The sequence below is a fragment of the Planotetraspora sp. GP83 genome (assembly GCF_041262585.1).
GTDB lineage: Bacteria > Actinomycetota > Actinomycetes > Streptosporangiales > Streptosporangiaceae > JAOEGB01.
The window spans coordinates 15,053-40,164 of record NZ_JBGCBZ010000012.1 but is presented as its reverse complement, the minus strand read 5'-3'; the positions used below and the strand labels follow the sequence as shown (position 1 = coordinate 40,164).

Sequence of the window (25,112 nt, the reverse complement as noted above, 5' to 3'; positions counted from 1 at the left end):
AGATCCTGGGGTAGGGTGAGCGAATGACGACGCGCCAGGTAACCGCACTCCTTGCCTGCCGCGGCGGGGCCTGATCAGGTAGGCCGGCCGCCCGCCGCGGAGAGCGGCGCCGCCGACGGTGCCGTTGACTCCGTCGCCGCGGGACGCGTAATCCGCGCCCCCGCCGGGAGTCGCCAGTTTCCGGATTCGCTCAGGATCCGCCTCTAGCAAAGCTCTGCCGGAAATGAGATCCGCCATGTACGAGATGTATCCCTGGAACAGCCCCGAAGAGACTGAGGACGAGGCCACCGTCGCGCTGCAGACCGCCCTCGACCGCCGTGACAACGGCGGCTCCCCACAGCGCTGACGCGCGGACACCGCATCGTGCATGATCACGAGCAGGATCGGCGCAGGCTGGCGGGAGTGCTCGGGAAAGTGTGCATGATCACGGCGACGGGGGCGGGGACGCCGCGACCGCCGTGGCGCGAGGGTGGAGCGGGTAAAAGCGCGCCGCCGGCGGTCGTAACGTCGTTCGATCTTGCGGACGGGGATGTCGTCAGGCAGACGTCCCGTCCAGTGAGTCCCTGTCCAGCGCCAGGGCGAGCGCTCCGTAGAGCGGGGCGTCGTCCACGAACCGCGCCGCCACGATCTCCGGCGGGTACGGCACGGCTTGCCGTACGGCCTCGCGCAGGTGGGGCACGATGAGCTGGGCAGCGCCCATCATGCCGCCGCCGATGACGACACGGGACGGGTCGAGCGCGACGCAGAGGTTGGCCATGGCCAGCGCCAGCGCGTCGAGCGCGTCGTCCAGCAGGATCCTGACCCGGGGGTCGTGGCCGCGGTCGAACAGCTCGGCGGCGGTCACGGGAGTGCCCAGCAGCTCGCTGCCCCGCTCCGCGAGCGCGATGCCCGAGATGTACTCCTCCAGAGGCGCCCGAGTCACGGCGGGCCCGAGCCCGTCGGCCACGGGAGCAGCCGGTTGGAGGATGCGCAGGTCGTCCGCGTGGCGGGCCAGGTAGGCGATCTCGCCGGCCGCGCCGTGCGCGCCGTTCACCACCTGGCCGTTGACGACGAACCCGGCCGCGAGCCCGGTGCCCAGGTTCAGGTAGATCCCGTCCCTGACTCCTTTCAGGCTGCCCCAGCGCAGCTCGGCGGCCGTGGCGGCCTTCACGTCGTTGGCGACGCTCACCGGGGTCCTGCCGAACTCCTCGCTCAGCAGGCCCGGCAGCGGCAGGCCGTCCCACCCCGGCACGTTCGGCGCGAGCCGTACGACACCGTCGCGGACGATGCCGAAGGTGGAGACGCCGACGGCGGCCAGCTCGCCGGGGTGGCCGGCCACCAGGGACCGGCACGCGGCCACGGTGCGGCGCACCACCTCGGGCGCGCCCTCGGAGCCGCGGGTCTCGATCCGGGTTCCGGACAGGGGCATCTGGGGGGCGGCGCCAAGGGGCGCTGTGGCCAGCGCGACCTTGGTGCCGCCGAAGTCGACGCCCAGGACGTAACGGGGGGACCCCTGCGTCCGATCGGCGCTCACGTGGTGCTGCCGCGTCGGGCCAGGGAGTCGATCGCCACGGCGAGCGCGAGGACGGCCGCGGTGACCATGTAGCGCACCGAGGAGTCCACGCTGAGCAGGAACATGCCGTTGGTGATCGACTGGATGACCAGGATGCCGAGCAGCGCCGCGTACGTCCGCCCGCGGCCGCCGAACAGCGACGTGCCGCCGATGACCGCCGCGGCGATCGCCATCAGCAGGATGTCGCTTCCGCCGGAGCCCTGGTTGACCGCCGCGAGACGGCTGGCCGACAGGATGCCGCCGAAGGCCGCCAGCGTGGACGACAGCACGAACGCCAGGATGCGGATCCGCGTCACGCTGATGCCCGCCCGGCGGGCCGCCTCGACGTTGCCGCCCACGGCGTACATCCACCTGCCGAACGCCGTGTGCCGCAGGATCAGGTCGAACACCACGACGAGCGTGCCGAAGATGACCAGCAGGAGCGGCACGCCGCGGTCCGCCGACATGACGAGCACGGCCGCCGCCAGCACGACCGCGAGGCCCGCGACCTTGACGATCAGCCACCACGACGCCGTGACGGGGAGCTCCGCCGCGACCCTCAGCCGCCGGTTGATCAACCCGGACGCCGCCATGATTGCCACCAGCGCCGCGCTGACCACCCACGCCAGCCAGGTCGGCAGCCAGGTGTCGCTGAGCTTCGCCACGAAGCCGTCGAACGGCAGGTTGACGATGCCGCCCGGGCCCAGCAGGTAGAGCAGCAGGCCCTGCCAGCCGATGAGACCGGCCAGGGTCACCACGAAGGACGGCATCCGGATCCGGGTGAACAGCAGCCCGTGGAGCAGCCCGATGAGGGCCCCCGCCGCCAGGGCGACGACGATGGCCAGCAACGGGTTCCAGCCCTGCCGTACGGACAGGATGGCCATGACCACCGCGCACAGGCCGCTGACGGAGCCGGCGGACAGGTCGATCTCGCCCAGAAGCAGCACCATGATGATGCCGAGCGAGATCGTGCCCGTCGCCGCCATCTGGAGGACCAGGTTGGTGAGGTTCTCCGGCGAGAGGAAGTGCTCGTTGAGCGATCCGAAGACGATCGCGATCGCGATCAGCCCGCCGACCACCGGCCACGCGCCGAGGTCCCCGTGCCGCAGCCGCTCGACAGCCTCCTTGGGCGTGTACGGCTTGCGCACCAGTGTGGCAGCGTTCATCATGCGGCGGCTCCAGTGATCGCGGCCACGATCGACTCCTGAGAGGCGTCAGCCGTACGGAACTCGCCGGCGTTGCGGCCCAGGCGCAGGACCACGACGCGGTCGCTGACCGCGCGCACGTCGGCGAGGTTGTGGGAGATGAGCAGCACCGCCAGGCCGCGCTCGCGCAGCCGCCTGATGAGGTCGAGGACCTGAGCGGTCTGCTCGACGCCCAGGGCGGCGGTCGGCTCGTCGAGGATGACGAGCCGGGGCTCGCCGATGAGCGCCCGGGCGATGGCCACCGACTGCCGCTGGCCGCCGGAGAGCATCGCCACGGGCACCCTGATGTCCCGGATGCGCACGTCGAGTGACGTGAGCAGGTCGCGCGCGGAGCGTTCCATGCGGATGTGGCTGAGAACCGACCACTTCCGCCGTTCGGCTCCGAGGAAAAGGTTGGCCACGACATCGAGGTTCTCGCACAACGCGAGATCCTGATAGACCGTCGAGATGCCGAGCCGCTGAGCGTCATGAGGGTTGCTGATGTGCACCCGCTCGCCGTCGATGACCAGGCCCCCTTCGTCGGGGCTGACGGCGCCTGCGATGACCTTGACCAGGGTGGATTTCCCCGCGCCATTGTCCCCGACCAGCGCGACCACCTCGCCGGGACGGAGGTCCAGGCTCACTCCTTGGAGAGCCTGGACCGCGCCGTATCGCTTGGATACGTCTGTCGCCGAAATCATTTACTGGATGCCCGCCTTAGCGCACGCGTCCTTGAGTTCAGGCGTGCATACGTCGGACGCCTTGTAGAAGCCGTCCTTGATGATGGTGCTGGCGATGTTGTCCTTGGTCACCGCGATGGGGTCGAGCAGGAACGACGGGATGTCCGCCGTGCCGTTGTTCGCCTTGTCGGGAGCCGTGGGCTTCTCACCCTTGGCCAGTGCGACGGCGAGCTCCGCGGACTTCTCGGCCTCGGACCGGATGTTCAGGTAGATCGTCATGTACTGCTCGCCGCCGAGGATCCGCTGGATGGCGGCCAGCTCGGAGTCCTGACCGGTGATCGGCGGGATGGTCTTGTAGCCGGCGCGCTTCATGGCCGCGATCGCGCCGCTCGCCATGCCGTCGTTGGCGGACAGGACGCCGACGATGTTGTCACGGCCGATGGCCGTGATGGCCTGCTCCATCTCCTGCTGGGCCTTGTCGGGGCTCCAGTCCGGAGTGTCGAACTCGCGGCCGATCTTGATCTTGCCGTCGAGGACGTTGTGCGCCCCCTTCTTGTAGTCGGCCGAGCTGGGGTCGGTGGGCGAGCCGTGGATCATCACGATCTGGCCCTTGCTCGCCGTCCCGGCGGCGTTGAGCGCGTCCAGCAGGCCCTGGCCCTGCATCTCGCCGACGCGGACGTTGTTGAACGACACGTAGTACTCGTAGTCGATGCCGGAGATCAGCCGGTCGTAGGCGATCACCGGGACCTTCTTCTGCTTCGCCTGGTTGACCAGAGGCGCGACGGCGGCCGCGTCCACGGCGTCGAGCACGAGTACGTTGGCGCCCTGGGTGAGGGCGGCCTCGACCTGCTGCTGCTGCTTGGCGGCATCCTGGTCGGCGTTGCTGTAGAGCAGCTTGCAGTCCGGACAGAGGGCCTTGACCTTGGCCTCGAACAGCGGACGGTCGAAGGCCTCATAGCGCGTGGTCTTCGACTCGGGCAGGAAGAGCGCGATGGTCTTCCCGCCACCGCCACCGCCACCGCCCTCCGCCTTGGTCTCGGACGGCTTCGCGCCCGTGTCTGAACTATTGCCGCAGGCGGCGCTGAACATGAGCGCCGCGACGGAGATGGCCAGCAATCCTCGACGCATTGGCACACGATTCCTTTCTCATGACCCGAGGGTTGATAAGAAAGGTAATTTACTATCAGCTGTATGACTAGGGGTTAGGCGAGATCACATACACGGAGGGCTGGATGGTGCAGGGCGATCCACTGGTGATCAACTGGCCCGCCTTCCGTGGTGGGTATGCCAATCTTGGGAATGTGGTGAGCATCGGCGGCGGGACCGCCAACACGACCAGCCTGCTCCGAGTGATGAACGAGCGAGCCGTGTTCGCGGAGATCTTCCGCCTCGGCAAGGTCTCCCGGCCGGAGCTGGCGCAGGCGACCGGCTTGTCCAAGCCGACCATCTCGGTCGCCCTGGCGGATCTGGAGCGTGCCAGACTGGTCCGCCCGGTCGGGCTGCGCACGGGCAACGCGGGCCGCGCCGCGCTGCTCTACGAGATCCGCCCGCAGGCCGGCTGGGTCCTGGCCGTCGACATCGGCCGCGCGTACGTCCGGCTCGCGCTGGCCGACCTCGTCGGCGAGATCGTCGCGCGCAAGGACGAGCCGTCCCGGGCCGGGAGCTACGACGCGGTGCTCGACCAGCTCTCCGGGATAGCGGCCGAGCTGACCACGGAGGCCGGTCTCGGGCCCGGCGACATCACGCTGACCGTTTTCGGGACGCCGGGCATCCACGACAAGGAGACTGGCGCGCTGCGGGTCGCCCCCAACCTTCCCGGCTGGGAGCAGGCCGGCGCCGTCGAACGGCTCGCCGACGTCATCGGGTCACCGTACGTGCTGGAGAACGACGTCGACCTGGCCGCCGTGGGCGAGGGGGCGTACGGCCTCGGCCAGGGCGTCTCCCACTTCGTCTTCGTGTCCATCGGCACCGGCATCGGCATGGGCGTCGTCATCGACGGCAAGCTCTACCGGGGCTCCCAGGGAGCCGCGGGAGAGATCTCCTACATGCCCGTCGGCGAGGGCGACCCGCTGATCAACCCGGGGCGCGGCATGTTCGAGTCGGTCGCGTCGGCGGACGGAATCGTCGCCACGGCCGAACGGCTCGGCATGGCGGCGGCCACCTCCAAGGACGTCTTCGACGCGGCCAGGGCCGGCGACGAGACCGCAAGGCAGGTCGTCGCCCTCGAGGCGGACCACGTCGCCCACGCGCTCGCCGGGGTGACCGCCGTTCTCGACCCCGAGCTGGTCGTGCTGGGCGGCGGCATCGGGGCGCAGGCGGGAGACCTGCTGATCGGTCCGGTGTCGGAGCGGCTGCAGTCGCTCGTGGCGCTCCGCCCGCCCCGGATCGAGGCGTCCACGCTGGGAGCCGACGCCGTGCTCCTCGGTGCGCTGGCCTTCGGCCTGACGACGGCGCGGGACCTCGTCTTCGAGCGCGCGGTGGCGATGACGCCGCTCGGATGATGAGATCGGTGTTTCGATCTTCGAGACAACCGGTAAGGTACACGCATGGAGTCGAGCAACATCCGTCTGGCAGTCATCCCGGGAGACGGGATCGGCGTCGAAGTCGTCGCCGAAGGCCTCAAAGTCCTCGACGCCGTGGGCGTCAAGACCGAGACGGCTGAATACGATCTCGGCGCGAAGCGCTACAACGCGACCGGCGAGACCCTGCCGGACACGGTGCTCGACGAGCTCCGCGGCTACGACGCGATCCTGCTCGGCGCGGTCGGCGACCCCAGCGTGCCGCCTGGCATCCTCGAGCGTGACCTCCTGCTCAAGCTGCGCTTCGAGCTCGACCACTACGTCAACCTCCGCCCGGTCAAGCTCTTCCCCGGCGTGGAGACCCCGCTGGGCGGTGTCCGCCCCGAGGACATCGACATGATCGTCGTCCGCGAGGGCACTGAGGGCCCCTACGCCGGAGCCGGTGGCGTGATGCGCCGCGGCACGCCGCAGGAGATCGCCACCCAGGAGTCGCTGAACACGGCCTTCGGCGTCGAGCGCGTCGTCCGCTACGCCTTCGAGAAGGCGCAGGCGCGTCCGCGCCGCAAGCTCACGCTCGTCCACAAGACCAACGTGCTCACCTACGCGGGCGACCTCTGGGCCCGTACGGTCGACCGTGTCAGCCTGGAGTTCCCCGAGGTCGAGACCGACTACTGCCACGTGGACGCGGCGTCGATGTTCTTCGTGAGCCAGCCGCAGCGGTTCGACGTGATCGTCACCGACAACCTGTTCGGTGACATCCTCACCGACATCGGCGCGGCCGTCGCCGGAGGCATCGGCCTCGCGGCCAGCGGAAACGTCAACCCCGTCCGCACCGCGCCGTCGATGTTCGAGCCGGTCCACGGCAGCGCCCCCGACATCGCCGGCCAGGGCAAGGCCGACCCGACCGCCACGATCCTGTCGGTCGCCATGCTCCTCGACCACCTGGGCCTCGCCGACGTGGCGGCCCGCGTCGAGCAGGCCGTCGCCGACGACCTCGTCGAGCGCCAGGGCGCCTGGACCAGCAGGAAGACCCGCGAGATCGGCGACGACATCGCCGCCCGAGTAGCCGGCTAAGCCGGGCCGCTCACCCCGTCCACAGCGCATGGCGGCCCGGTTCGGGCCGCCATGCGCTTTTTCATACCTTCTAGATGCCCTAGGTTTTCGTTAGCCGCCTCGTCGCACAATGACTCTGACAACGTAGAGAGAAGAAGGATGCTCGCCATGACCACCCAGCTCAGCTTCGATGTGCAGCTCAACCAGGAGGCCCGCACCGTGGCCGAGCGGGAGCAGGTACTGGCGAGCCCCGGCTTCGGGCAGACCTTCACCGACCACATGGTCTCGATCGACTACACCGAGGGGCGCGGCTGGCACGACGCCAGGCTCCAGCCGTACGGCCCGCTGCTCCTCGACCCCGCCACCTCGGTCTTCCACTACGCCCAGGAGCTGTTCGAGGGCCTCAAGGCGTATCGGCAGTCGAACGGGTCGATCGTCACCTTCCGGCCGTACGCCAACGCGGCCCGGTTCAACCAGTCCGCGCTCCGCATGGCCATGCCCGAGCTTCCGGAGGAGACGTTCGTCCAGTCGCTGGAGCTGCTGGTGCAGAACGACCGTGACTGGGTGCCGACCACCGAGGGGCACAGCCTCTATCTGCGTCCCTTCATGATCGCCACGCAGCCCGCGCTCGGGGTGAACCACCCCTCGGGGAGCTACAAGTACATGGTGATCGCCTCACCGGCGGCCTCGTACTTCTCCGGCGGCGTCAAGCCGGTCTCCGTGTGGCTTTCCACCGAGTACACCCGGGCGGCCCCCGGCGGCACCGGCTTCGCCAAGTGCGGCGGCAACTACGCGGCGGCCTTCGTCGCCCAGCGCCAGGCGGTCGAGGAGGGCTGCGACCAGGTGGTCTGGCTCGACGCCTTCGAGCACCGCTGGGTCGAGGAAATGGGCGGGATGAACCTGTTCTTCGTCTTCGGCGACCGCCTCGTCACCCCCGCTCTCACCGGCACGCTGCTGCCCGGCATCACCCGTGACTCGATCCTCACCATGGCCGGCGAGCTGGGCTTCAAGGCCGAGGAGGGCAAGATCTCGATCGAGGAGTGGCAGGCCGGCTGCGAGTCCGGCGAGCTCACCGAGGTCTTCGCCTGTGGCACCGCCGCGGTGGTGACTCCCGTGGGCTCCGTCAAGGGCGCCGACCGCGGCTGGACCGTCGGCGACGGCACCCCCGGCCCCGTGACCCTGAAGATCCGCGAAGAGCTCATGGGCATCCAGTACGGCTCCCGCCCCGACACCCACCACTGGGTCCACAAGATCTGCTGAAACCCCCACCCGGGGTGATCATGCACGGGTTCCCCCATATGGCCGCGGGCCTGGGCGCACGTTGTTCGTGATCATGCGAGGATTCCCCAATGTGGCGGCGGGCCTGGCCGTACGTTGCTGGTGATCATGCACGGGGAGGCCGCGCACCGGTCAGCAGAACGGGTGAAGCCCGGCTGGATGTGTCCAGCCGGGCTTCACGGCGAGGTCGGGGATATAGCGGTCGATCTGTGGGCCGAGAAAGAGCTTGATGTTCGTCCACAGGCCCCATTCGCGGCTCGCGACGACGGCGGCCAACTGCAGGATCAGGCGGGACACGACGTCGTTGTGTTCTCCGGTGGACAGCTCCCTCACCACGATCCGGCCGTCGACGTGATTGACACGATACGCAATGTAGTCGCAAAGGCGCCCTGCTCACAGAGGGGTTATCGAAAGTCAGTTCTTACGGACGAGGGTGAGGCCGTCGGCGAACGGGAGGAGGACGCTGGTCACCCGGGAGTCGGCCGCGACCAGGTCGTTGAACTCGCGCATCGCCGGAACGGTGCCTCCGGCGGAGGGGTCGGTGATCTCCCCGTGCTGCAGGGTGTTGTCCACGGCGATCAGGCCGCCGGGCGCCAGCCGTACCAGAATCTCCTCGTAGTAGACGGGGTAGCCGACCTTGTCGGCGTCGATGAAGGCGAAGTCGATCCACTCCTCCTGGGGGAGGGCCTTCAGCGTGTCGGCGCCGGGGCCGAGGCGCAGCTCGATCTTCTCGGACACGCCGGCCTTGTCCCAGTAGCGCCGGGCGACCGAGGTCCACTCCTCGCTGACGTCGCAGGCGATGAGCCGGCCGTCGGCGGGCAGACCCCTGGCGATGCAGATCGACGAGTAGCCGGTGAAAGTGCCCACCTCGACGGCCCTGCGAGCCCCGGTGAGCTGGACGAGCATGGTCAGGAGCGTCCCCTGCTCGTGGGCGATCTGCATGATCGCCCTGTCGCCGGTGAGCTTGAGGGTCTCCTCGGCGAGACCGAGCAGCAGGTCGTCGGGCGGGCTCGTGTGCGAGGCGGCGTAGTGGGCGACGGCGGGGTCAATGAAATTGGCAGCCTTCATGGTCCCCACCTTAATTGCGGGGGAGCGGAGCGCGGCGGGACGACGTGGCAGTCCCGGTCCTGAGTGCCCCGGTGGGTCGCTGACCGCTCAGCAGGGCTTCTAGCAGGGCGTATGCCGAAATCATCTCGTAATATGAGATCGACGTGCCAGATGGTGAGGGCGTGTGGCAGACTCCAAGGCACCATGTACTACGGTCTGCTCATTATCAGCAGGCGCGCTGGCTAAAAAGGACAACGCCAGCGCGCAGACCTCTCACGTCCGTGAGGGGTCTTTTTGTTTGGGCTGAAGAGCGCGCGGCGAGATCGACATCCCGCGAAGGAGACATGAAATGGCCGATGACGGCTTCCACGTGTACGACACCACGCTGCGCGACGGCGCCCAGCAGGAGGGACTGAACCTCACGGTGGCCGACAAGCTGGCCATCGCGCGTCACCTGGACGGTCTCGGCGTCGGCTTCATCGAGGGCGGTTGGCCGGGAGCCAACCCCAAGGACACGGAGTTCTTCCGGCGCGCTCGCACAGAGCTCGACCTGAAGCACGCGCAGCTCGCCGCGTTCGGCGCGACCCGCCGGGCCGGAGTGAAGGCCGCCGACGACCCACTGGTGGCCGCCCTGCGCGAATCCGGCGCACCGATCGTGACCCTTGTCGCCAAGAGCCACGACCGGCACGTGGAGCTGGCCCTCCGCACGACACTCGAGGAGAACCTCGCGATGATCCGCGACACGGTCTCCCACCTTCATGCGGAGGGCCAGCGCGTCTTCCTCGACGCCGAGCACTTCTTCGACGGCTACAAGTCCAACCCGGCGTACGCGCTGGAGGTGCTCCGTACCGCCGCCGAGGCCGGGGCATCGGTCATCGCGCTCTGCGACACCAACGGCGGCATGTTGCCGGACGAGCTGGCCGACGTGGTCCACAAGGCGGTCGGTACGGGGGCCCGGGTGGGCATCCACTGCCACGACGACACCGGCTGCGCGGTGGCCAACACCCTCGCAGCGGTCCGGGCGGGCGCGACCCACGTGCAGGGCTGCGCCAACGGGTACGGCGAGCGCTCCGGCAACGCCAACCTGTTCACGGTGGTGGCGAACCTCCAGCTCAAGCGGGGGTTCGATCTCGTTCCGCCGGAGTCGCTGCGGGACATGACCCGCATCGCCCACGCGATCACCGAGGTCACCAACGTCACGCCCAACTCGCACCAGCCCTACGTCGGGATGTCGGCGTTCGCGCACAAGGCGGGGCTCCACGCGTCCGCGATCAAGGTGGACCCGAACCTCTACCAGCACATCGACCCCGAGCGCGTCGGCAACGACATGCGGATGCTCGTCTCGGACATGGCCGGACGGGCGTCGGTCGAGCTCAAGGGCCGCGAGCTGGGATACCAGCTCACGGGCGACCAGTCCCGGGAGCTCGTCGACCGTGTCAAGGAGCTGGAGTCGCGCGGGCACACCTTCGAGGCCGCCGACGCGTCGTTCGAGCTCCTGCTGCGGGACACCGTCGCCGGTGAGCGCAAGCGCTACTTCTCGGTCGAGTCGTGGCGCGTCATCGTCGAGCGCCGCCCCGCCGGTGACGTCGTCAGCGAGGCCACCGTCAAGCTGCACGCCAAGGGCGAGCGCATCATCGCGACCGGCGAGGGCAACGGTCCCGTCAACGCACTCGACAAGGCCGTACGGCTGGGCCTGGAGAAGCTCTACCCGGAGCTCGCCGAGGTGGAGCTCATCGACTTCAAGGTCCGCATCCTGGAGGGCACCCACGGCACGGACGCCGTCACCCGGGTGCTGATCACCTCCAGTGACGCCACCGGCGAATGGGCCACCGTCGGCGTGGACGAGAACATCATCGAGGCGTCCTGGCAGGCCCTGGAGCAGGCCGTGACCTACGGTCTCCTCCGCGCCGGCCACGGTGCCTGATCGGCATGTAGGTCATCAGGTCAGGTCGGAGCCGGAGATCTTGAAGGTCACGGGACCCGCCGGGGCGTGGACGATCACGGTACGGCCGGAGCAGGTCACCGCGGGCTTGTCCGTGCCGGGCACGACGATGGTCAGCAGCGAGCGGGCGGACGGCGAGATCACCACCGCGTCGGGCACCTTCCGCATGTATCCGGGGGAGATCCAGCCCTGGTAGGGCTGGGTCTGCCCGCGCACGATCCGCTGTCCCTTGATCGGCGTGCAGGAGGGCAGGGTGAGCTGCACCAGTGTCGCGCGCCATGCGCCGTCGGACACGACGACCTGGCCCTTGCCGGAGGACACGACCTTCAGCGAGGTGTCCAGATGCCACAGGTTCCGCAGGTCCGACTTCGCCGTGTCGAGGACGGCCATGACGTCCTGGCGGTGGTTGACCAGCACCGCCCGGGTGCGGCTCACGCCGTACGCCCGGTCGGTCAGCGTGAAGGACTGCCGGTCCTTGCCGATCGAGCGGCGCGTGAGCGCCGTCGGGGTGTGGCCGCGGAGCTTCCTGCCCACGATGACCGGGACGTTGTGCGCCTCGGGGGTGAGCGTCCAACGCCGGTACGGCGTGTTCTCGTAGGAGTGGAAGCCCGCCTCGGTGAGGATGCTCCGGCCCTGGGCGTAGTAGGTCACGCCCAGGTGGTCCTCGTGCCCGTGGAACTTGAGGCCCGGCCCGAACCTGATCGAGTAGTAGGCCGACTGCGGGTCTCCCCAGGTGGTGCGGCCGAAGACGTACCCCGCCTTGAAGACCTGCACCGTCTCGTCGGCGTGGTCGAACCCCGCCGGCTGGACGTCGGCCGGGCCGTCCCCGATGGGGGCCATATAGCCGTTGGGCTGCGTGGCGGCGCTGATGTGCCGGGGCAGGCCATCCCATCGGGTGGCCAGCGCCGCGGGCACCTTGAGCTTGCAGTCGCCGATCGTGTCGATCGCGACCCTGAGCCGGTCGTAGACGTAGACGGCGTAGCGGGGCGCCTGCTCCCTCAGCGCCCCCTGGGAGTCGATGTCGAGCTCCATCGAGCCCACCATGCGCTTCAGGGCGAGGTCCCGCCAGGCCTTGTTGCCGTAGCGGCAGCCGATCCGCAGCAGGCCGATGTCCTGGTCGAGCCCGTGGTTGTGGCCTTTCTCGTAGTGCCGCGGGTCGGCCAGCTTGTGGGCGTGCACGGCCAGGCTCTCCGTCAGCCAGGCGGCGGAGACGTGCCGGCTGAGGCAGACCAGGGCGGGGGCGCGCAGCGCGACGGGGTGCTCCGCCCAGGCGTACTTGCTCGTCGCGCTGCCGCCGGGCGGGTTGTCCTGGACCCAGTCCTTGGCGATCTCGATCGCCCGGCTGAGGTACGCCTCCTTGCCCGTCGCCTCGTAGTCCGCGACCAGGCGTCCCATCCACCGCAGGGATTGGAACACCATCTGCCAGGACCTGTTCTTGTACGGGTCGAGGTGCCAGTTGACGTCCTTGCCCACGGTTACGGCCGGGAGGTCGAGGAACTCCAGCTGCCCGTTCATGATGTCCGGCGAGGTCGGCGTGGCGGGGAGCCAGTCGCCCTGGCACTCCACCGTCCGCTGAACGCCCGGGGCGGCCTGCGCGGGGGTGGCGAGCCCGCAACTCAGGAGCAGGGCCGCCAACAGACCTAGGGTTCGACTGCGGCCGCGCACGCCGGTTCCTTCCGACCATATTGAGGGGGCGGCACATGCTCCACGAATCCCGGCCTCGCGGTCAAGGACACATAAGCCACATCAGTCACATCGTTAACAAGACGATGCGCATCCGATGAGTTCCCGCCGGAGGCCAGGCGAGACGTGATCGGCCGCTACCTGAGGCTCGGGTTCGGCGAGGAGTTCCTGTCCTCCTTCGAGGAGCAGGCGAAGCGGAAGCCGTACAGCGCCGCGAGTGAGGCGGTCAGCGGCGGGATCGGCGCGCGGATCGCGGCGAACCCGCTCGACGCCTGACCGGCTCTTCGCGCCGCCGAGGCGTCAGGGCTGCTTTGGCGCGGCGGTCTCGACGACCTCGAACGTCCACAGCTCGGATCCCGACGCGGCCGGGCCCTGCCCATGCCCGTGTCCCTGCGCCTGCCCCTGCGCCTGGCCCTGCCCATGTCCGTGACCCTGGGCTTCGGCGGCGGCCTGGGCGTGGCCGGCCTGGAACGCCTGGCTCTGCTGCCAGCGCTGGAAGTCCTCCTCGCTCCGCCAGCGGGTGTAGACGAGGTAGCGGTCCGTTCCCTCGACGGGCCGCAGGAGCTCGAACCACTCGAACCCGTCGGACGACTCGACCATCCCGGCACGGTTGGCGAACCGCTTCTCCAGTTGCTGGCGCATCTCTCCGGGCACCGTCAGCACGTTGATCTTCACGACCGAAGGCACATGGACTCCCGTACGACTCGTTCCTGACATGGCCCGTGATCGGCCCACCAGGACCACCATACGGGGGCCGTCCGGCGCCGCCGCGCGCGGCGCGGCCGTACGCGCGTGCGTGAAAGCCGCCCTGAACATGGCCCTTGAAAGCGGCCCTTGAAAGCGGCCCTGGAAACGGCCCTGAAAGCGGCCCTGAAAGCGGCCCTGGAAACGGCTCGGCCGGGTCGGGGGCGAACCCCGACCCGGCCGAGCGTATTCAGTTGTTCAGTTGTTCAGTTCCGTCAGCCGGCGGCGGCGGACGAGTTGCCCGCGAGCTTGACGCTCGCGAGGTCGTGCGCCTGGATCGCGGTCTCGATCGCGGCCACCGAGGAGCTGGAGGTCACACCCGGCAGTGTCGCGGTGTCCAGCGCGTACAAGGTGAACTCGTACTTGTGCGAGGAGCCGCCCGGGCAGGGCCCGAAGTACTGCAGGGACTTGTTGCCGGTGCTCATCGCCTTCTGCTTGGCGGGCGACTGGTTCGGGACGTCGTAGCCGAGGCCGAGGTTCTCAGGGAGCGACGACTTGTTGGCGGGGATGTCCCAGATGGTCCAGTGCTTGTTGCCGTTGGCGGTGTCGATGAGCGTGATGGCGTAGCTCTGCGTGCCCGCAGGGCCGGCGCCCCATGCCAGCGGCGGCGAGATGTCGTTGCCGGCCACCCCGTCCTGCTGGCAGGTGTACTTGATCGGGATCGATCCGTTGTTGGCGAACGCCGTGCTGGTCAGCGAGAACGGCGTGGTGCCGCTGTTGAACTTCAGGCGGACGATCACGTTGTCAAGAGTCGACGGCGTGCCGCCGTTCTTGTCGTTGTTGGTGGAGGTCAGCCAGAGGCCGCCGTCGGGGGTCTTGGTGACCGTGCGGAGGCGACCCCACCGGCCGTTGAAGAACGCCCTGGGCGTGTCGGTCGTGTTGCCGTTGATCTTCATGACCCAGAGCCGCGCGCCGCGGACCGCCGCCATGTAGATCCAGTCGTTCACGATCTCGATGCCGCTCGGCGACGCGGAGGCCACGTCCCACTGCTGGACCGGGTTGGTGTACGCCGAGTTGCTGCACTTGCCTTCGCAGTTCGGCCAGCCGTAGTTCTTGCCCGGCTGGATCAGGTTCAGCTCGTCCCACGTGCTGTCACCGAACTCGGCCTCCCACAGGCGGCCCTGGGAGTCCCAGGCGATGCCCTGCGGGTTGCGGTGGCCGAGGGTGTAGACGCGCGGAGCGCTCGGGAACGGGTTGCCCGGAGCGCCGGCGCCGGTGGGCGTCACGCGCAGGATCTTGCCGTTCAGCGAGTTGAGGTCCTGCGCCCGGTTGCCGTCCTGCGCCTCACCGGTGGTGATGTACAGGTAGCCGTCGGGGCCGAACTTGATGCGGCCGCCGTTGTGGAAGCGGTTCTTGGCGATGCCGGTGACGATCGGCTCACGAGCGCCGAGCGCGCCGTTCTCGTACTTGAAGCGGGCCACGCGGTTGTCGCTGGAGGATGTGTAGAACGCGTAGATGTAGTGGTCGGTCGCGTAGTTCGGCGAGGCCGCGAGGCCGAGGAGGCCGCCCTCACCGCCGGTGGTCACCGCTTCGGTGATCTTGCCGACGACCGTCCGCTGCCCGCTGAGGGTGACGCGGGTGATCTCGAAGCGGTCGCGCTCGGCGACCAGCGCGCTGCCGTCGGGGAGCCAGGTGATGCCCCACGGCAGGTCCATCTGGGTGTTGATGTCCTTGTCGTAGATCGGGTCACCGCCGCCGGCGCCGGCCGGCGTGCCGGGGACGTTCCCGCTGCGCGGCGAGGTGTTGTTGTTGGCGTCGAACGCCTCGACCGAGAACTGGTAGGTCGTACCGCTGGTCAGGCCGTCGACGGTCGCGGTCGTGTCGGGCACGGTCGCGAACTTGACGCCGTCCTTGTAGACGTTGTAGCCGGTCACACCGATGTCGTCGGTGGAGGCGTTCCACTGCAGGGTGACGGTGGTCGACGTGGTGCTGGCCACCCGCAGGCCGGTCGGCGTGCTCGGCGGCGTGGTGTCGTTGCTCGGCGGGGTGGTGATCTCCACCGGGTTGCTGGCCTGCGACGGGTTGCCCGCGGCGTCGTACGCGAGGACCGTGATGACGTACTGCGTGTTGGCCGTCAGGTTCGGCACCGTGGTGCTGGTGACGTTGCCGCCCACGGTGGCGAGCACGTTGCCGCCGTTGTAGATCTTGTACTGCGAGACGCCGACGTTGTCGGTGGCCGCGTCCCAGGCGAGGTCCACGGCGTTGGGCCGGACGTCACCCACGACGTGCAGGTTCGACGGGGGCGTGGGCGGCTGGCTGTCGCTCGGGGCCGAGCTGCTCAGCTTGTCGAGGTTCGGGTTGCCGTTCGCCGTCGTCGAGGTGATGCGGACCAGGTTCGATCCGGCCGTCAGACCGGCGGTGATGGTCTTGTCCGCCCACGTGTCCCAGTTGGTGGTGCTGGGGAACGACACGTTGCTGGCGACCGTGGTCCCGTTGACGGTGATGTTGCCGGGCCGATCGATCGTGGTGCCGTTGGAGTAGCGGAACACCAGGCCATAGTTGCCGGCGGTCGTCGCGGTCACGTTGAACTCGGTGTACGAGCCCGCGACGTTGTCGCCGTTCACGAAGCCGGTGCCGGTGAATCCGAGGTGGTTCGACTCGACGACACCCTGGGAGATGGTGGCGTCCTCGGCCTGGTACTCGCTGCTCGGCTGAGTAACGGCCACATCGACGTCGACATAGTCGATGTTGGGGTTGCCGTTCGCGCTCGTCGCGGTGAACCGGATGGTGTTGGACCCGGCGTTCACCGGGGCCGTGAGCGTGGAGTTCGCCCAGGTGTCCCAGTTGGTGGTGCTGTTGAACGCCCGGTTCGCCGAGACCACGGTGCCGTTGACGGCGACATCCGAGGGCCGGTTGATGGTCGTGCCGTTGCTGTAACGGACCACGATGGTCGCCGTGCCGGCGGCCGGCGCGTTGACGGTGAACTGCAAGTAGCTACCGGCGATGTTGTCGCCGTTGACGTAGCCCGTGCCGGAGAAGCCGGTGTGGGTCGTCTCCAGGATTCCCTGGGAGATGGTGGCGTTCTCGGCCTCGTACCTGGTGGGGGCGGCCGACGCGGGGACGGCCGCAAGCATGCTGAGCATCAACGTGCCCGCGAGCGCGCCGACAATTGTCCGCGCTCGGGTGGGAGATCTCATCGAGCCTCCTGCTGTTCGATCTGTGGGGGGAGAAGGGGGCAGGGGAGAACTAGTTAGGAAGGCTTCCTAACATTTGATTTGATTGATGGGATCATTTGGGGCGTGCGGTGTCAAGAGACGCTTGCGTCTCAGAGTGAAACACGGCGGAAATATAGCTGGATGTCAGGGCTTGCCGCAGGTGGCGACAAAAATGGCACGTTCTACGTAAATAGGGACAGACCGTAACGATGCACCGAGATGCGCAATAAGGTCGGATCTATGATCCTTTCCTGCACGTTTGCTGAAGATGGCAGCTCAGCGGGGGCCGATGGTCGGCGAACGTGACACCGGGGGATCGGCACTAGGCTCGTGACGTGCGTATCGCGAGGTTCTCCACAGGCGACGGAGTCGCGTTCGGAGTGGTGGAAGAGGGCGAGCAGGTCATCGCCAGAATCGACGGGCACCCCTTCGGCGGGGTCCAGCTCACCGGCGAGCGGTATCCGCTCGCCGAGGTCAGGGTGGTCGCGCCCATGCTGCCGAGCAAGGTGATCGCGATCGGGCGGAACTACGCCGACCACGCCAGGGAGATGGGCGCCGAGCCTCCGGACGAGCCTGTTCTCTTCCTCAAGCCCAGCACGTCCGTGATCGGCCCCGGGGAGTCCATCGCGTACCCCGAGAAGCTGTCGCGGCATGTCGACTACGAGGGAGAGCTGGCCGTGGTCATCGGACGACTCTGCCGCGAGGTGCCGGCCGAGCGAGCCAATGACGTGATCTTCGGCTACACCTGCGCCAACGACGTGACCGCGCGCGACCTGCAGTCGAAGGACGGTCAGTGGGCGCGGGCCAAGGGCTTCGACACGTTCTGCCCGCTGGGCCCGTGGATCGAGACCTCTCTCGACGCCGGCGACCTCGCGCTCACCACGACCGTGAACGGCGAGCTGAAGCAGAGCGGCCGCACGTCGTGGCTGCTGCACGACATCCCGGCGCTCATCGCCCACGTGAGCGCGGTCATGACCCTGCTCCCGGGCGACGTCATCCTGACCGGCACGCCCGCCGGGGTCGGCCCGCTGGCCGTCGGCGACGAGGTCAGCGTCGGCATCGAAGGAATCGGAACTCTAACTAACCGGGTGATCTCACGTGATTAGGGTGCGCTTCGCCCCTTCGCCCACCGGCATGTTCCATGTCGGCGGCGCCCGTTCGGCGCTGTTCAACTGGGCCCTGGCCGAGCAGTCCGGCGGCACGTTCGTGCTCCGCATCGAGGACACCGACGCGGCGCGCAACCGGCCGGAATGGACCGAAGGCATCATCTCCGCCCTCGCCTGGATCGGCATCAACGGCGACTCGCCGTATTTCGAGGGGCCCTACTTCCAGTCGGCCTACGAGCAGCAGCACCGCGAGGCGGCGGCCAAGCTGCTCAAGGACGGCAGGGCCTACCACTGCACCTGTACGCGCGACGACGTCAAGGCCAGGACGGGCTCCGAGCACCAGGGGTACGACGGCTTCTGCCGCGACCGCGGCCTGACCGAGGGCGCCGTGCGGTTCCGCACGCCCGACGAGGGCGTCACCGTGGTGGACGACAAGGTCCGCGGCCGGGTGGAGTTCCCCAACGCGGCGATGGAGGACTTCGTCATCGTGCGCGGCGACGGCTCGCCGCTGTTCATCCTCGCCAACGTGGTCGACGACATGGAGATGCGGATCAGCCACGTCGTCCGCGCCGAGGAGCACCTGTCCAACACGCCGAAGCAGCAGCTCCTGTGGGAGGCCCTGGGCGCCGGGCCTCCGGTCTGGGCCCACATCCCGGTCATCGTCAACGAGAAGCGGCAGAAGCTCTCCAAGCGGCGCGACAAGGTCGCCCTGGAGTCCTACCGCGACGAGGGCTACCTCGCGGAGGCGATGGTCAACTACCTCATGCTGCTCGGCTGGGGCCCCGGTGACGACCGGGAGATCATGCCCTGGTCGGAGATGATGCCCCTGTTCCGGCTGGAGGACGTCAACCAGTCGCCGGCGTTCTTCGACGAGAAGAAGCTGCGGGCCTTCAACGGCGAGTACATCCGGGCGCTGCCGCTCGAGGTGTTCATCGCGCGCTGCGACCCATGGCTGGACCCGGCGTGGGACCGCGGAGTGTTCGCCAGGGTGGCCGAGCTGGCCCAGACCCGGGTCGCCGTGCTGTCGGAGATCACCGCCAACGTGGACTTCCTGTTCCTGGACCAGCCGGTCTTCGACCAGGCCTCCTGGGACAAGGCGATGAAGCCCGGCGCGGCCGAGATCCTGTCCGGTTACGCCGAGCGGATGGAGGCGATGACCTGGCACGCGGAGTGGCTGAAGGAGGCGCTGGAGGAGGTCGGCGCCGCCCATGGCCTCAAGCTGGGCAAGGCGCAGGCCCCAGTCCGGGTGGCGATCACGGGCCGGACGGTGGGCCTGCCGCTGTTCGAGTCGATCGAGGTCCTGGGCCGCGAGCGGTCCCTCGACCGGATCCGTACGGCTCTCGCCACCCTTGTGGGGTGATCATGCACGGGTTCCCGGTGTGTGCCTCTGACCCGCCGCGCCCCGCTCGGTGATCATGTACGGAGTCCTGGGCGTACCACCTGGGCAGGTCGGACGCTTTCGGTGATCATGCACGGGCTGGCGTGCATGATCATGGACTGCGTCGCCCGAGCTCGGAGGCGCAAAGGAGGAACTCGCGCATGATCACGACACGGGAGTGTGCCGCCCAGTCGTCCTCTGGCGGAAAGTGTGCATGATCACGCGCGAGGGGGGTTAGAGGAGGCCGCGGCGGGTGAGCAGGGGGGCGATCTCCGGCTCCCTGCCGCGGAAGCTCCGGAAGGCGGTCATCGCGTCCACGCTGCCGCCCCTGGACAGCAGCTCCCGGCGGAACCGGTCGCCGTTCTCGCGCCGCAGCCCGCCGTTCTCGGTGAACCACTCCACCGTGTCGGCGTCCAGCACCTCGCTCCAGATGTAGGAGTAGTAGCCGGCGCTGTAGCCGCCTGCCCAGATGTGGGCGAAGTACGTGCTGCGGTAGCGAGGCGGCACAGCCGAAAGATCCACTCCGGCGCTACGCAGCGCCTCGGACTCGAAGGCCGCCGCGTCGCCGCCCGTGTAGGCCGTGTGCCAGGCCCAGTCGAGCAGCGTGGCGGCCAGATACTCGACCGTCGCGTATCCCTGGTTGAACTTCTGTGTCTCCAGCATCCGCTCGACCAGCTCCCGCGGCATCGGCTCGCCGGTCTCGTAGTGCTTCGCGTAGTTCGCCAAGATCTCGGGATCGGTCGCCCACATCTCGTTCACCTGTGACGGATACTCCACGAAGTCGCGCGGCACCGCCGTACCCGAGAAGCGCGGGAACCGCACGTCCGAGAACAGCGCGTGCAACGCATGCCCGAACTCGTGGAACATCGTGTTGACCTCGTCGAACGTCATCAGGGTCGGCTCGCCCTTGACGATGTTGAGGTTGTTGACCACGACCGGCCTGGAACCTTCCAGGGCCGACTGCTTGACCAGGCTGTTCATCCACGCTCCGCCGCGCTTGGAGGCCCGCGCGTGGAAGTCGCCGAGGAACAGGCCGATCGGCGTGCCGTCCTCGTCGAAGACCTCGAAGACCCGCACCTCGGGGTGGTAACCGTGCAGGTCCTTCCGCTCGGTGAAGGTGATGCCGTACAGGCGCGTCGCGGCGTGGAACACGCCCTTCTCCAGGACGGTGTTCAGCTCGAAGTACGGCCGCATGCGGGCGCTGTCGATGTCGTAGCGCGCCTTGCGCACCTTCTCGGCGTAGAAGGACCAGTCCCACGGCTGTACGGCATGGCCGGCGAGCTCTTCGAGGTCGGACTGCTCCTTGCGGGCGTTGGCCACCGCCGGCGGGACGAGCCTGTCCAGCATGTCGGTGACGGCCTGGGTGGTCCCCGCGGTCTGGTCGGCCAGGACGTACTCCGCGTGGTTCTCGTAGCCGAGCAGCCTGGCCCGCTCGCGGCGGAGCGCGGCCATCTCGGTGATCAGCTCGGCGTTCCCCGCGCCCCGGCCGAGGGACGCCTCGTGGACGCGCTCGCGCAGCGACCGGTTCGTCAGCTCGGCGAGGGCCGGCTGACCGGTCGGCAGGACGAGTGTGATGAGGTACTTGCCGTCGAGCCCGCGATCCTTGGCGGTCTCCTTGAGCCCCTCGATCGCGTCCGCCGAGAGGCCGTCCAGCTCCGCCACGTCGTCCACCACGACGGCGCGCTCGTTGGTGTCGGCGAGCAGGTTCTGCTGGAACGTCGTCCCCAGCGTGGACAGCCGCTCGTTGAGCTCCCTGAGCCGCTCCTGGTCCGCGGGATCGAGTACGGCTCCCGCCCGCGTGAAGTCCGTCAGGTAGCGATCGAGCAGCCACCGCTGCTCGTCGTCGGCCGCCTCGACCGCCTGGATGCGGGCGAAGAGCCTGGCGTTGAGGTGGACGGCGTCGGCGTGCTTGGCCAGCTTGGGCGTGACGTCCTGCTGGATCTCCTGGACGCCCGGTGTCGTGTCGGAGGACGCCTGGTTGAAGAACACCGCGGAGACCCGGTCGAGGAGCCGCCCGGACCGCTCCAGGGCCTCGATCGTGTTCTCGAACGTCGGCGGCTCCGGGTTGTCCGCGATCGCCGCGACCTCGGCGAGGTGCTCCGCCATGCCCTGCTCGAACGCCGGCCCGTAGTGCTCCTCCCTGATCTCCTGGAAGGGAGGCAACTGGTAGGGCAGGGTGCTGGGGCTCAGGAACGGGTTCGCGGCCGAGGTCATCTCTGGCGGCTCCTCACATGGTGCTGGCGCGGTGATGGCGTGTGTCCCAGCCTTGCACAGGGGGCCCCGGAGACGAGATCGCGGGGCACGCCGCAATCGTTTTGGTAGTGGGTCCCAAGCTGGGCTATTCTTTCGGAGTCGCAAGCGGGGCCCACGGGTTCCGCGAGCAGATGGGGTATGGGGTAATTGGCAGCCCGGCTGATTCTGGTTCAGCTAGTCTAGGTTCGAGTCCTGGTACCCCAGCTGGATCCCCCCACAAGGGATTCTGCTGGATAGAAAACAGCGCAGTGCAAGGTCCCGTCGTCTAGTGGCCCAGGACGCCGCCCTCTCAAGGCGGTAGCGGCGGTTCGAATCCGCTCGGGACTACCACACTGCAAGGCTCCGTCGTCTAGTGGCCTAGGACGCCGCCCTCTCAAGGCGGTAGCGCCGGTTCGAATCCGGTCGGGGCTACATCAAAGAACCCTCGGCACTCGCTGCCGGGGGTTCTCGCCGTTACGGGACGCCGCACCCTGTTCATGGCCCGCTGCGCGGGCGCGAATCCGGTCGGGGCTACATCTCGCGTTTGCGCTCTGGGGCTGCTGGGTTCCAAAATCAGACCCATGACGCCGACCGTGAAGACGACCCTGAACTCGCGTACCCATAGCTGGGCGACACCGACGACGCCTCCCGCGGAGCTGAGCGGGCTGGAGTTCCTCCAGGCCCTCATCGACGGCACGATCCCGCCGCCACCGATCGCGGCCACTCTCGGCTTCACGCTCGTCCACGTGGAGCCCGGAGTCGCGATCTTCGAAGGGGAGACCGGCGAGCACCAGTACAACCCGCTGGGCTCCGTCCACGGCGGCTACTACGCCACCCTGCTCGACTCGGCCCTCGGCTGCGCGGTCATGTCCCGCCTGCCCGCAGGGCGCGGCTACACGACCACCCAGCTGGGCGTCCACATGGTGCGCCCGGCCTTCGCCCACACCGGGATTCTGCGGTGCGAGGCGAAAGCCGTACACGTGGGAAGGACCGTCGCGACGGCGGAGGCGCGGCTCGTGGGCGCGAACGACGGCAAGCTCTACGCCCACGGCACGACGACCTGCGCTATTTTCTCGATCGCGCCTTGAACAGCGCCCGCTTGGCGGCCTTGCCCACCTGCCTGTCCGGGTGGGCGTCGCCGACCGCCTCCAGCAGCTCCTCCAGGTGCGGGTGAGGGACCTTCCAGATCACGTCGAGGAGCTCGATGAGCCGCTGGGCGGGACCGATGTCGTCCAGGCTGCTCACGAACTCGGGCCGCCCCAGACCGGCCGAGATGGTCCACATGTCGAGGATCAGCCAGTGGGTGTCCGCCTGGGTCGGCTCGGGGGCGTCCTCGACGTCGAGCTGGGTCAGGTGGGTCGCGGCGTACGGCCGGAGCGACGGCTCCTTGAGCGCCTCCAGCCAGGCCGGTATGGCGACCTCGCCGAGTGAGCCCACGAGGCTGGCGGCCTGGACCCGGACCAGGGCGTCGGCCTCGTCCTCCGCGGCGGCCGCCAGCAGCTCTGAGGCGGCCTGGGCGGGCTCCCTGAGGGCCAGCCACGCGGCGAACTCGGCGTCGGCCTCCTCCTCGGACATGTCGGCGCTGAACGACAGCAGGTCGAGGGCCGTCATGGCGTCGATGGCGGGACGCGCGTCGACCTCGATGTCCGCGTCGTCCACGAGGTGCACGACGCCCTCGGTGCCGAGCGGGGTCAGAGTGACCGTGCCGTCCTCGGCGCCGCCCTCGACCGTGACCATGCCGTAGCCGGTCAGCCAGGCGAGGACCGGCGCGAGCGGGTCACCGGCGGCGGCCCAGGCGTCCGGACCGAGGTCGTCGTACTCGGCGACGGCCTCGGCCAGCTCGTCCCGCAGCTCGGCCAGCGACCGGGAGCCGCCGTTGACGAGGACCCGGACCAGCAGCGCGCGGGTCAGCCCGGACAGCGCCAGCGTCAGATCGTCGTCGTCGAGTTCGGGATCGCCGTAGTCGATCGAGTGGAGGCCGAGCATCCACGCGTCCAGCACGTCCTCGTCGTCCTCGAACGGCCAGGCGGCGGTGTCGGAGTCGACGCTGACCGTGTCGTCCCCGTCGGGAGCGAGGAACTCCAGATCGATGGCGAGGTTCCAGATGTTCCACAGGGCCTGCGGCTCGGACAGCCCCAGGGCCGTGACGGCCTCCTGGACCTCGTCGTCCGACAGGAGCGTCTCCTCGCCGACCTTGCGGCCGGTGCCGACCCAGAGCGCCAGGTCGCGGGCCTGGGCGATGAGCGGGGCCTGGCGGGCCGCCTCGGCGAGCTCGACGTCCGGCCGGAGCCGGATGGTCGGCAGGTCGGCGATCTCGTCGGCGAACGGCTCGAAGTCGCCGAGGCTCTCGTCCTCGTCGCCCTCTTCGAGCTCGTCCTCCTCCTCGTCCCAGTCCCGCTCGGCGATGGCGTCCTCCATCGCGTCGACGAAGTCGTCCTCCACCTCCTCCAGCTCCGCGAGGAGGGTGTCCAGCGAGTCGGAGCCGGGCGTCAACCGGCCCGTCGAGGACAGGAAGGTCAGGTAGGACCGGAGCGCCGGGATCATGCCGTCGGCGGCGGCGTCGGGGTCCTCGACCACCTGAGGCATGCGTTCGAGCAACACCGTGCGCAGATCGCCACGCTTCCACAACCCGACGTCGTCGCGGACGATCAACCGGTGCCACAGGACGGCCGGCCCCACAAGGTCGGGATCACTGCCGGGTGCGTTGGCGGGCGCCCAGAGGATGAATTCTTGGAGCAGGGGACGCAGTTCAGCGGCGGCTGCCTCAATGCGATCTGTCACCCCGCCAGCCTAGGGCTAACGGCGGCCGCTCTCTAATCAGTTAGCCCGCCGCATCGCCTCGGTGATCCTTTCGGCGGCGGCCACGACCGGGGCGGCGTGCATGCGGCCCGGGGTCCGGGTGAGGCGTTCGATCGGCCCGGAGACGGAGACGGCGGCGATGACCTTGCCTCCAACGCCGCGTATCGGGGCGGAGACGCTGGCCACGCCCTGCTCGCGCTCCCCGATGCTGTGGGCCCAGCCGCGCCTGCGCACGCTGGCGAGGGTGGCGGCGTTGAACCTGGCGCCCCGCAGGCCCCGGTGCAGCCGGTCGGGCTCCTCCCAGGCGAGCAGGATCTGCGCCGCCGACCCCGCAGTCATGGGGAGGGCCGCTCCCACGGGCACGGTATCCCGCAGGCCGCTGGCCCGCTCGGCGGCGGCCACGCAGACGCGCTCGTCGCCCTGGCGGCGGTAGAGCTGGGCGCTCTCCCCGGTGAGGTCGCGGAGCTGGGTGAGCACCGGCCCGGCGACCGCCAGCAGCCGGTCCTCACCGGCCGCGGTGGACAACTCAGACAGCCGGGGGCCCAGAATGAAACGTCCCTGCGTGTCGCGGGAGACGATGCGGTGATGCTCAAGCGCGACCGCGAGCCTGTGCGCCGTGGGCCTGGCGAGGCCGGTCGCCTGGACGAGTTGTGCCAGGGAAGCGGGGCCCGCCTCCAAAGCGTTGAGTACGAGAACTGCCTTGTCGAGTACTCCGACCCCGCTAGAGTTGTCCATCCCCCGATACTGCCGTCTCGCTATCCGAGATGCAAACGCGATATCG

General features: G+C 68.9%; 20 protein-coding genes and 3 tRNA genes. 11 read left to right on the top strand and 12 right to left on the bottom strand.

Annotated elements, in window-relative coordinates:
• Positions 1-535: 535 nt before the first annotated feature.
• The 4 genes from ABH927_RS18240 to ABH927_RS18225 are packed head-to-tail and all read right to left on the bottom strand — an operon-like array spanning position 536 to position 4,523.
• Positions 536-1,513 (bottom strand): ROK family protein, encoded by a 978-nt coding sequence (locus ABH927_RS18240; RefSeq protein WP_370023023.1) that lies wholly within the window; start codon positions 1,511-1,513, stop codon positions 536-538.
• Positions 1,510-2,700, bottom strand: coding sequence for a sugar ABC transporter permease (locus ABH927_RS18235; protein WP_370023021.1), 1,191 nt, complete (start codon positions 2,698-2,700; stop codon positions 1,510-1,512). The genes ABH927_RS18240 and ABH927_RS18235 overlap by 4 nt, the downstream gene beginning before the upstream one ends.
• Positions 2,697-3,416 (bottom strand): ATP-binding cassette domain-containing protein, encoded by a 720-nt coding sequence (locus ABH927_RS18230; RefSeq protein ID WP_370023019.1) that lies wholly within the window; start codon positions 3,414-3,416, stop codon positions 2,697-2,699. The genes ABH927_RS18235 and ABH927_RS18230 overlap by 4 nt, the downstream gene beginning before the upstream one ends.
• On the bottom strand, positions 3,417-4,523 hold the full coding sequence (locus ABH927_RS18225; protein ID WP_370023017.1) for a sugar ABC transporter substrate-binding protein: 1,107 nt from the start codon (positions 4,521-4,523) through the stop codon (positions 3,417-3,419).
• Positions 4,524-4,924: 401 nt separating this feature from the next.
• Between ABH927_RS18225 and ABH927_RS18220 the strand changes: the two genes are divergently transcribed.
• The 3 genes from ABH927_RS18220 (at position 4,925) to ABH927_RS18210 (ending at position 8,227) form a co-directional block, all read left to right on the top strand.
• Positions 4,925-5,896 (top strand): ROK family protein, encoded by a 972-nt coding sequence (locus tag ABH927_RS18220; protein WP_370023336.1) that lies wholly within the window; start codon positions 4,925-4,927, stop codon positions 5,894-5,896.
• A 45-nt stretch (positions 5,897-5,941) separates the two neighbouring features.
• Positions 5,942-6,988, top strand: coding sequence for a 3-isopropylmalate dehydrogenase (locus ABH927_RS18215; protein ID WP_370023015.1), 1,047 nt, complete (start codon positions 5,942-5,944; stop codon positions 6,986-6,988).
• Positions 6,989-7,135: 147 nt separating this feature from the next.
• Complete coding sequence (locus ABH927_RS18210) at positions 7,136-8,227, top strand: branched-chain amino acid aminotransferase (protein WP_370023013.1); 1,092 nt, start codon at positions 7,136-7,138, stop codon at positions 8,225-8,227.
• Positions 8,228-8,377: 150 nt separating this feature from the next.
• Here the strand turns inward: ABH927_RS18210 and ABH927_RS18205 are convergent, their stop codons facing one another.
• Positions 8,378-8,578 (bottom strand): hypothetical protein, encoded by a 201-nt coding sequence (locus ABH927_RS18205; protein WP_370023011.1) that lies wholly within the window; start codon positions 8,576-8,578, stop codon positions 8,378-8,380.
• A gap of 81 nt (positions 8,579-8,659) precedes the next feature.
• Positions 8,660-9,313, bottom strand: coding sequence for an O-methyltransferase (locus ABH927_RS18200; RefSeq protein ID WP_370023009.1), 654 nt, complete (start codon positions 9,311-9,313; stop codon positions 8,660-8,662).
• 328 nt (positions 9,314-9,641) lie between these two features.
• Between ABH927_RS18200 and cimA the strand changes: the two genes are divergently transcribed.
• On the top strand, positions 9,642-11,216 hold the full coding sequence (gene cimA, locus ABH927_RS18195) for a citramalate synthase (protein WP_370023007.1): 1,575 nt from the start codon (positions 9,642-9,644) through the stop codon (positions 11,214-11,216).
• A 15-nt stretch (positions 11,217-11,231) separates the two neighbouring features.
• Here cimA and ABH927_RS18190 read toward each other — a convergent pair whose 3' ends face one another.
• Positions 11,232-12,869 carry a heparinase II/III family protein gene (locus ABH927_RS18190; RefSeq protein ID WP_370023005.1) on the bottom strand — a complete coding sequence of 546 codons (1,638 nt, stop codon included), beginning with the start codon at positions 12,867-12,869 and terminating at the stop codon, positions 11,232-11,234.
• Positions 12,870-13,043: 174 nt separating this feature from the next.
• Here ABH927_RS18190 and ABH927_RS18185 point away from each other — a divergent pair, with 174 nt between their 5' ends.
• The gene (locus ABH927_RS18185) at positions 13,044-13,193 is read left to right on the top strand and encodes a hypothetical protein (protein ID WP_370023003.1); all 150 of its coding nucleotides are present in this window, start codon (positions 13,044-13,046) and stop codon (positions 13,191-13,193) included.
• Between the two features lie 24 nt (positions 13,194-13,217).
• Here the strand turns inward: ABH927_RS18185 and ABH927_RS18180 are convergent, their stop codons facing one another.
• Together ABH927_RS18180 and ABH927_RS18175 are read right to left on the bottom strand one after the other, a co-directional pair.
• Positions 13,218-13,604 (bottom strand): antibiotic biosynthesis monooxygenase, encoded by a 387-nt coding sequence (locus tag ABH927_RS18180; protein ID WP_370023001.1) that lies wholly within the window; start codon positions 13,602-13,604, stop codon positions 13,218-13,220.
• Between the two features lie 272 nt (positions 13,605-13,876).
• Complete coding sequence (locus ABH927_RS18175; RefSeq protein WP_370022999.1) at positions 13,877-16,798, bottom strand: YbhB/YbcL family Raf kinase inhibitor-like protein; 2,922 nt, start codon at positions 16,796-16,798, stop codon at positions 13,877-13,879.
• A 353-nt stretch (positions 16,799-17,151) separates the two neighbouring features.
• On the opposite strand from ABH927_RS18175, the gene ABH927_RS18170 reads away from it, so the two are divergent.
• Together ABH927_RS18170 and gltX are read left to right on the top strand one after the other, a co-directional pair.
• Positions 17,152-17,922 carry a fumarylacetoacetate hydrolase family protein gene (locus tag ABH927_RS18170; protein ID WP_370022997.1) on the top strand — a complete coding sequence of 257 codons (771 nt, stop codon included), beginning with the start codon at positions 17,152-17,154 and terminating at the stop codon, positions 17,920-17,922.
• 28 nt (positions 17,923-17,950) lie between these two features.
• Positions 17,951-19,282, top strand: coding sequence for a glutamate--tRNA ligase (gltX, locus tag ABH927_RS18165; RefSeq protein WP_370023334.1), 1,332 nt, complete (start codon positions 17,951-17,953; stop codon positions 19,280-19,282).
• A gap of 252 nt (positions 19,283-19,534) precedes the next feature.
• On the opposite strand, the gene ABH927_RS18160 is transcribed toward gltX, so the two are convergent.
• Positions 19,535-21,514 carry a M3 family metallopeptidase gene (locus ABH927_RS18160; RefSeq protein WP_370022995.1) on the bottom strand — a complete coding sequence of 660 codons (1,980 nt, stop codon included), beginning with the start codon at positions 21,512-21,514 and terminating at the stop codon, positions 19,535-19,537.
• Positions 21,515-21,685: 171 nt separating this feature from the next.
• Between ABH927_RS18160 and ABH927_RS18155 the strand changes: the two genes are divergently transcribed.
• The 4 genes from ABH927_RS18155 (at position 21,686) to ABH927_RS18140 (ending at position 22,620) form a co-directional block, all read left to right on the top strand.
• Positions 21,686-21,757 (top strand) — tRNA-Gln (locus tag ABH927_RS18155).
• Positions 21,758-21,807: 50 nt separating this feature from the next.
• Positions 21,808-21,883: transfer RNA gene (locus tag ABH927_RS18150), tRNA-Glu, on the top strand.
• Between the two features lie 8 nt (positions 21,884-21,891).
• Positions 21,892-21,964: transfer RNA gene (locus ABH927_RS18145), tRNA-Glu, on the top strand.
• 149 nt (positions 21,965-22,113) lie between these two features.
• Positions 22,114-22,620, top strand: coding sequence for a PaaI family thioesterase (locus ABH927_RS18140; protein WP_370022994.1), 507 nt, complete (start codon positions 22,114-22,116; stop codon positions 22,618-22,620).
• Here the strand turns inward: ABH927_RS18140 and ABH927_RS18135 are convergent.
• Entirely contained in the window at positions 22,598-24,313 is a 1,716-nt protein-coding gene (locus tag ABH927_RS18135) for a hypothetical protein (protein WP_370022992.1), read from the bottom strand. The genes ABH927_RS18140 and ABH927_RS18135 overlap by 23 nt on opposite strands.
• Before the next feature lie 36 nt (positions 24,314-24,349).
• The gene (locus ABH927_RS18130) at positions 24,350-25,066 is read right to left on the bottom strand and encodes an IclR family transcriptional regulator (RefSeq protein WP_370022990.1); all 717 of its coding nucleotides are present in this window, start codon (positions 25,064-25,066) and stop codon (positions 24,350-24,352) included.
• Between the last annotated feature and the right edge of the window lie 46 nt (positions 25,067-25,112).

Bases quoted from the DNA above. Each gene is read 5' to 3' on its own strand.
- gltX (WP_370023334.1), top strand. From the start codon at position 17,951: ATGTTCCATGTCGGCGGCGCCCGTTCGGCGCTGTTCAACTGGGCCCTG.
- ABH927_RS18235 (WP_370023021.1), bottom strand. From the start codon at position 2,700: ATGATGAACGCTGCCACACTGGTGCGCAAGCCGTACACGCCCAAGGAG.
- ABH927_RS18130 (WP_370022990.1), bottom strand. From the start codon at position 25,066: ATGGACAACTCTAGCGGGGTCGGAGTACTCGACAAGGCAGTTCTCGTA.
- ABH927_RS18210 (WP_370023013.1), top strand. From the start codon at position 7,136: ATGACCACCCAGCTCAGCTTCGATGTGCAGCTCAACCAGGAGGCCCGC.
- ABH927_RS18200 (WP_370023009.1), bottom strand. From the start codon at position 9,313: ATGAAGGCTGCCAATTTCATTGACCCCGCCGTCGCCCACTACGCCGCC.
- ABH927_RS18140 (WP_370022994.1), top strand. From the start codon at position 22,114: ATGACGCCGACCGTGAAGACGACCCTGAACTCGCGTACCCATAGCTGG.
- ABH927_RS18160 (WP_370022995.1), bottom strand. From the start codon at position 21,514: ATGACCTCGGCCGCGAACCCGTTCCTGAGCCCCAGCACCCTGCCCTAC.
- ABH927_RS18215 (WP_370023015.1), top strand. From the start codon at position 5,942: ATGGAGTCGAGCAACATCCGTCTGGCAGTCATCCCGGGAGACGGGATC.
- ABH927_RS18230 (WP_370023019.1), bottom strand. From the start codon at position 3,416: ATGATTTCGGCGACAGACGTATCCAAGCGATACGGCGCGGTCCAGGCT.
- ABH927_RS18225 (WP_370023017.1), bottom strand. From the start codon at position 4,523: ATGCGTCGAGGATTGCTGGCCATCTCCGTCGCGGCGCTCATGTTCAGC.
- ABH927_RS18175 (WP_370022999.1), bottom strand. From the start codon at position 16,798: ATGAGATCTCCCACCCGAGCGCGGACAATTGTCGGCGCGCTCGCGGGC.
- cimA (WP_370023007.1), top strand. From the start codon at position 9,642: ATGGCCGATGACGGCTTCCACGTGTACGACACCACGCTGCGCGACGGC.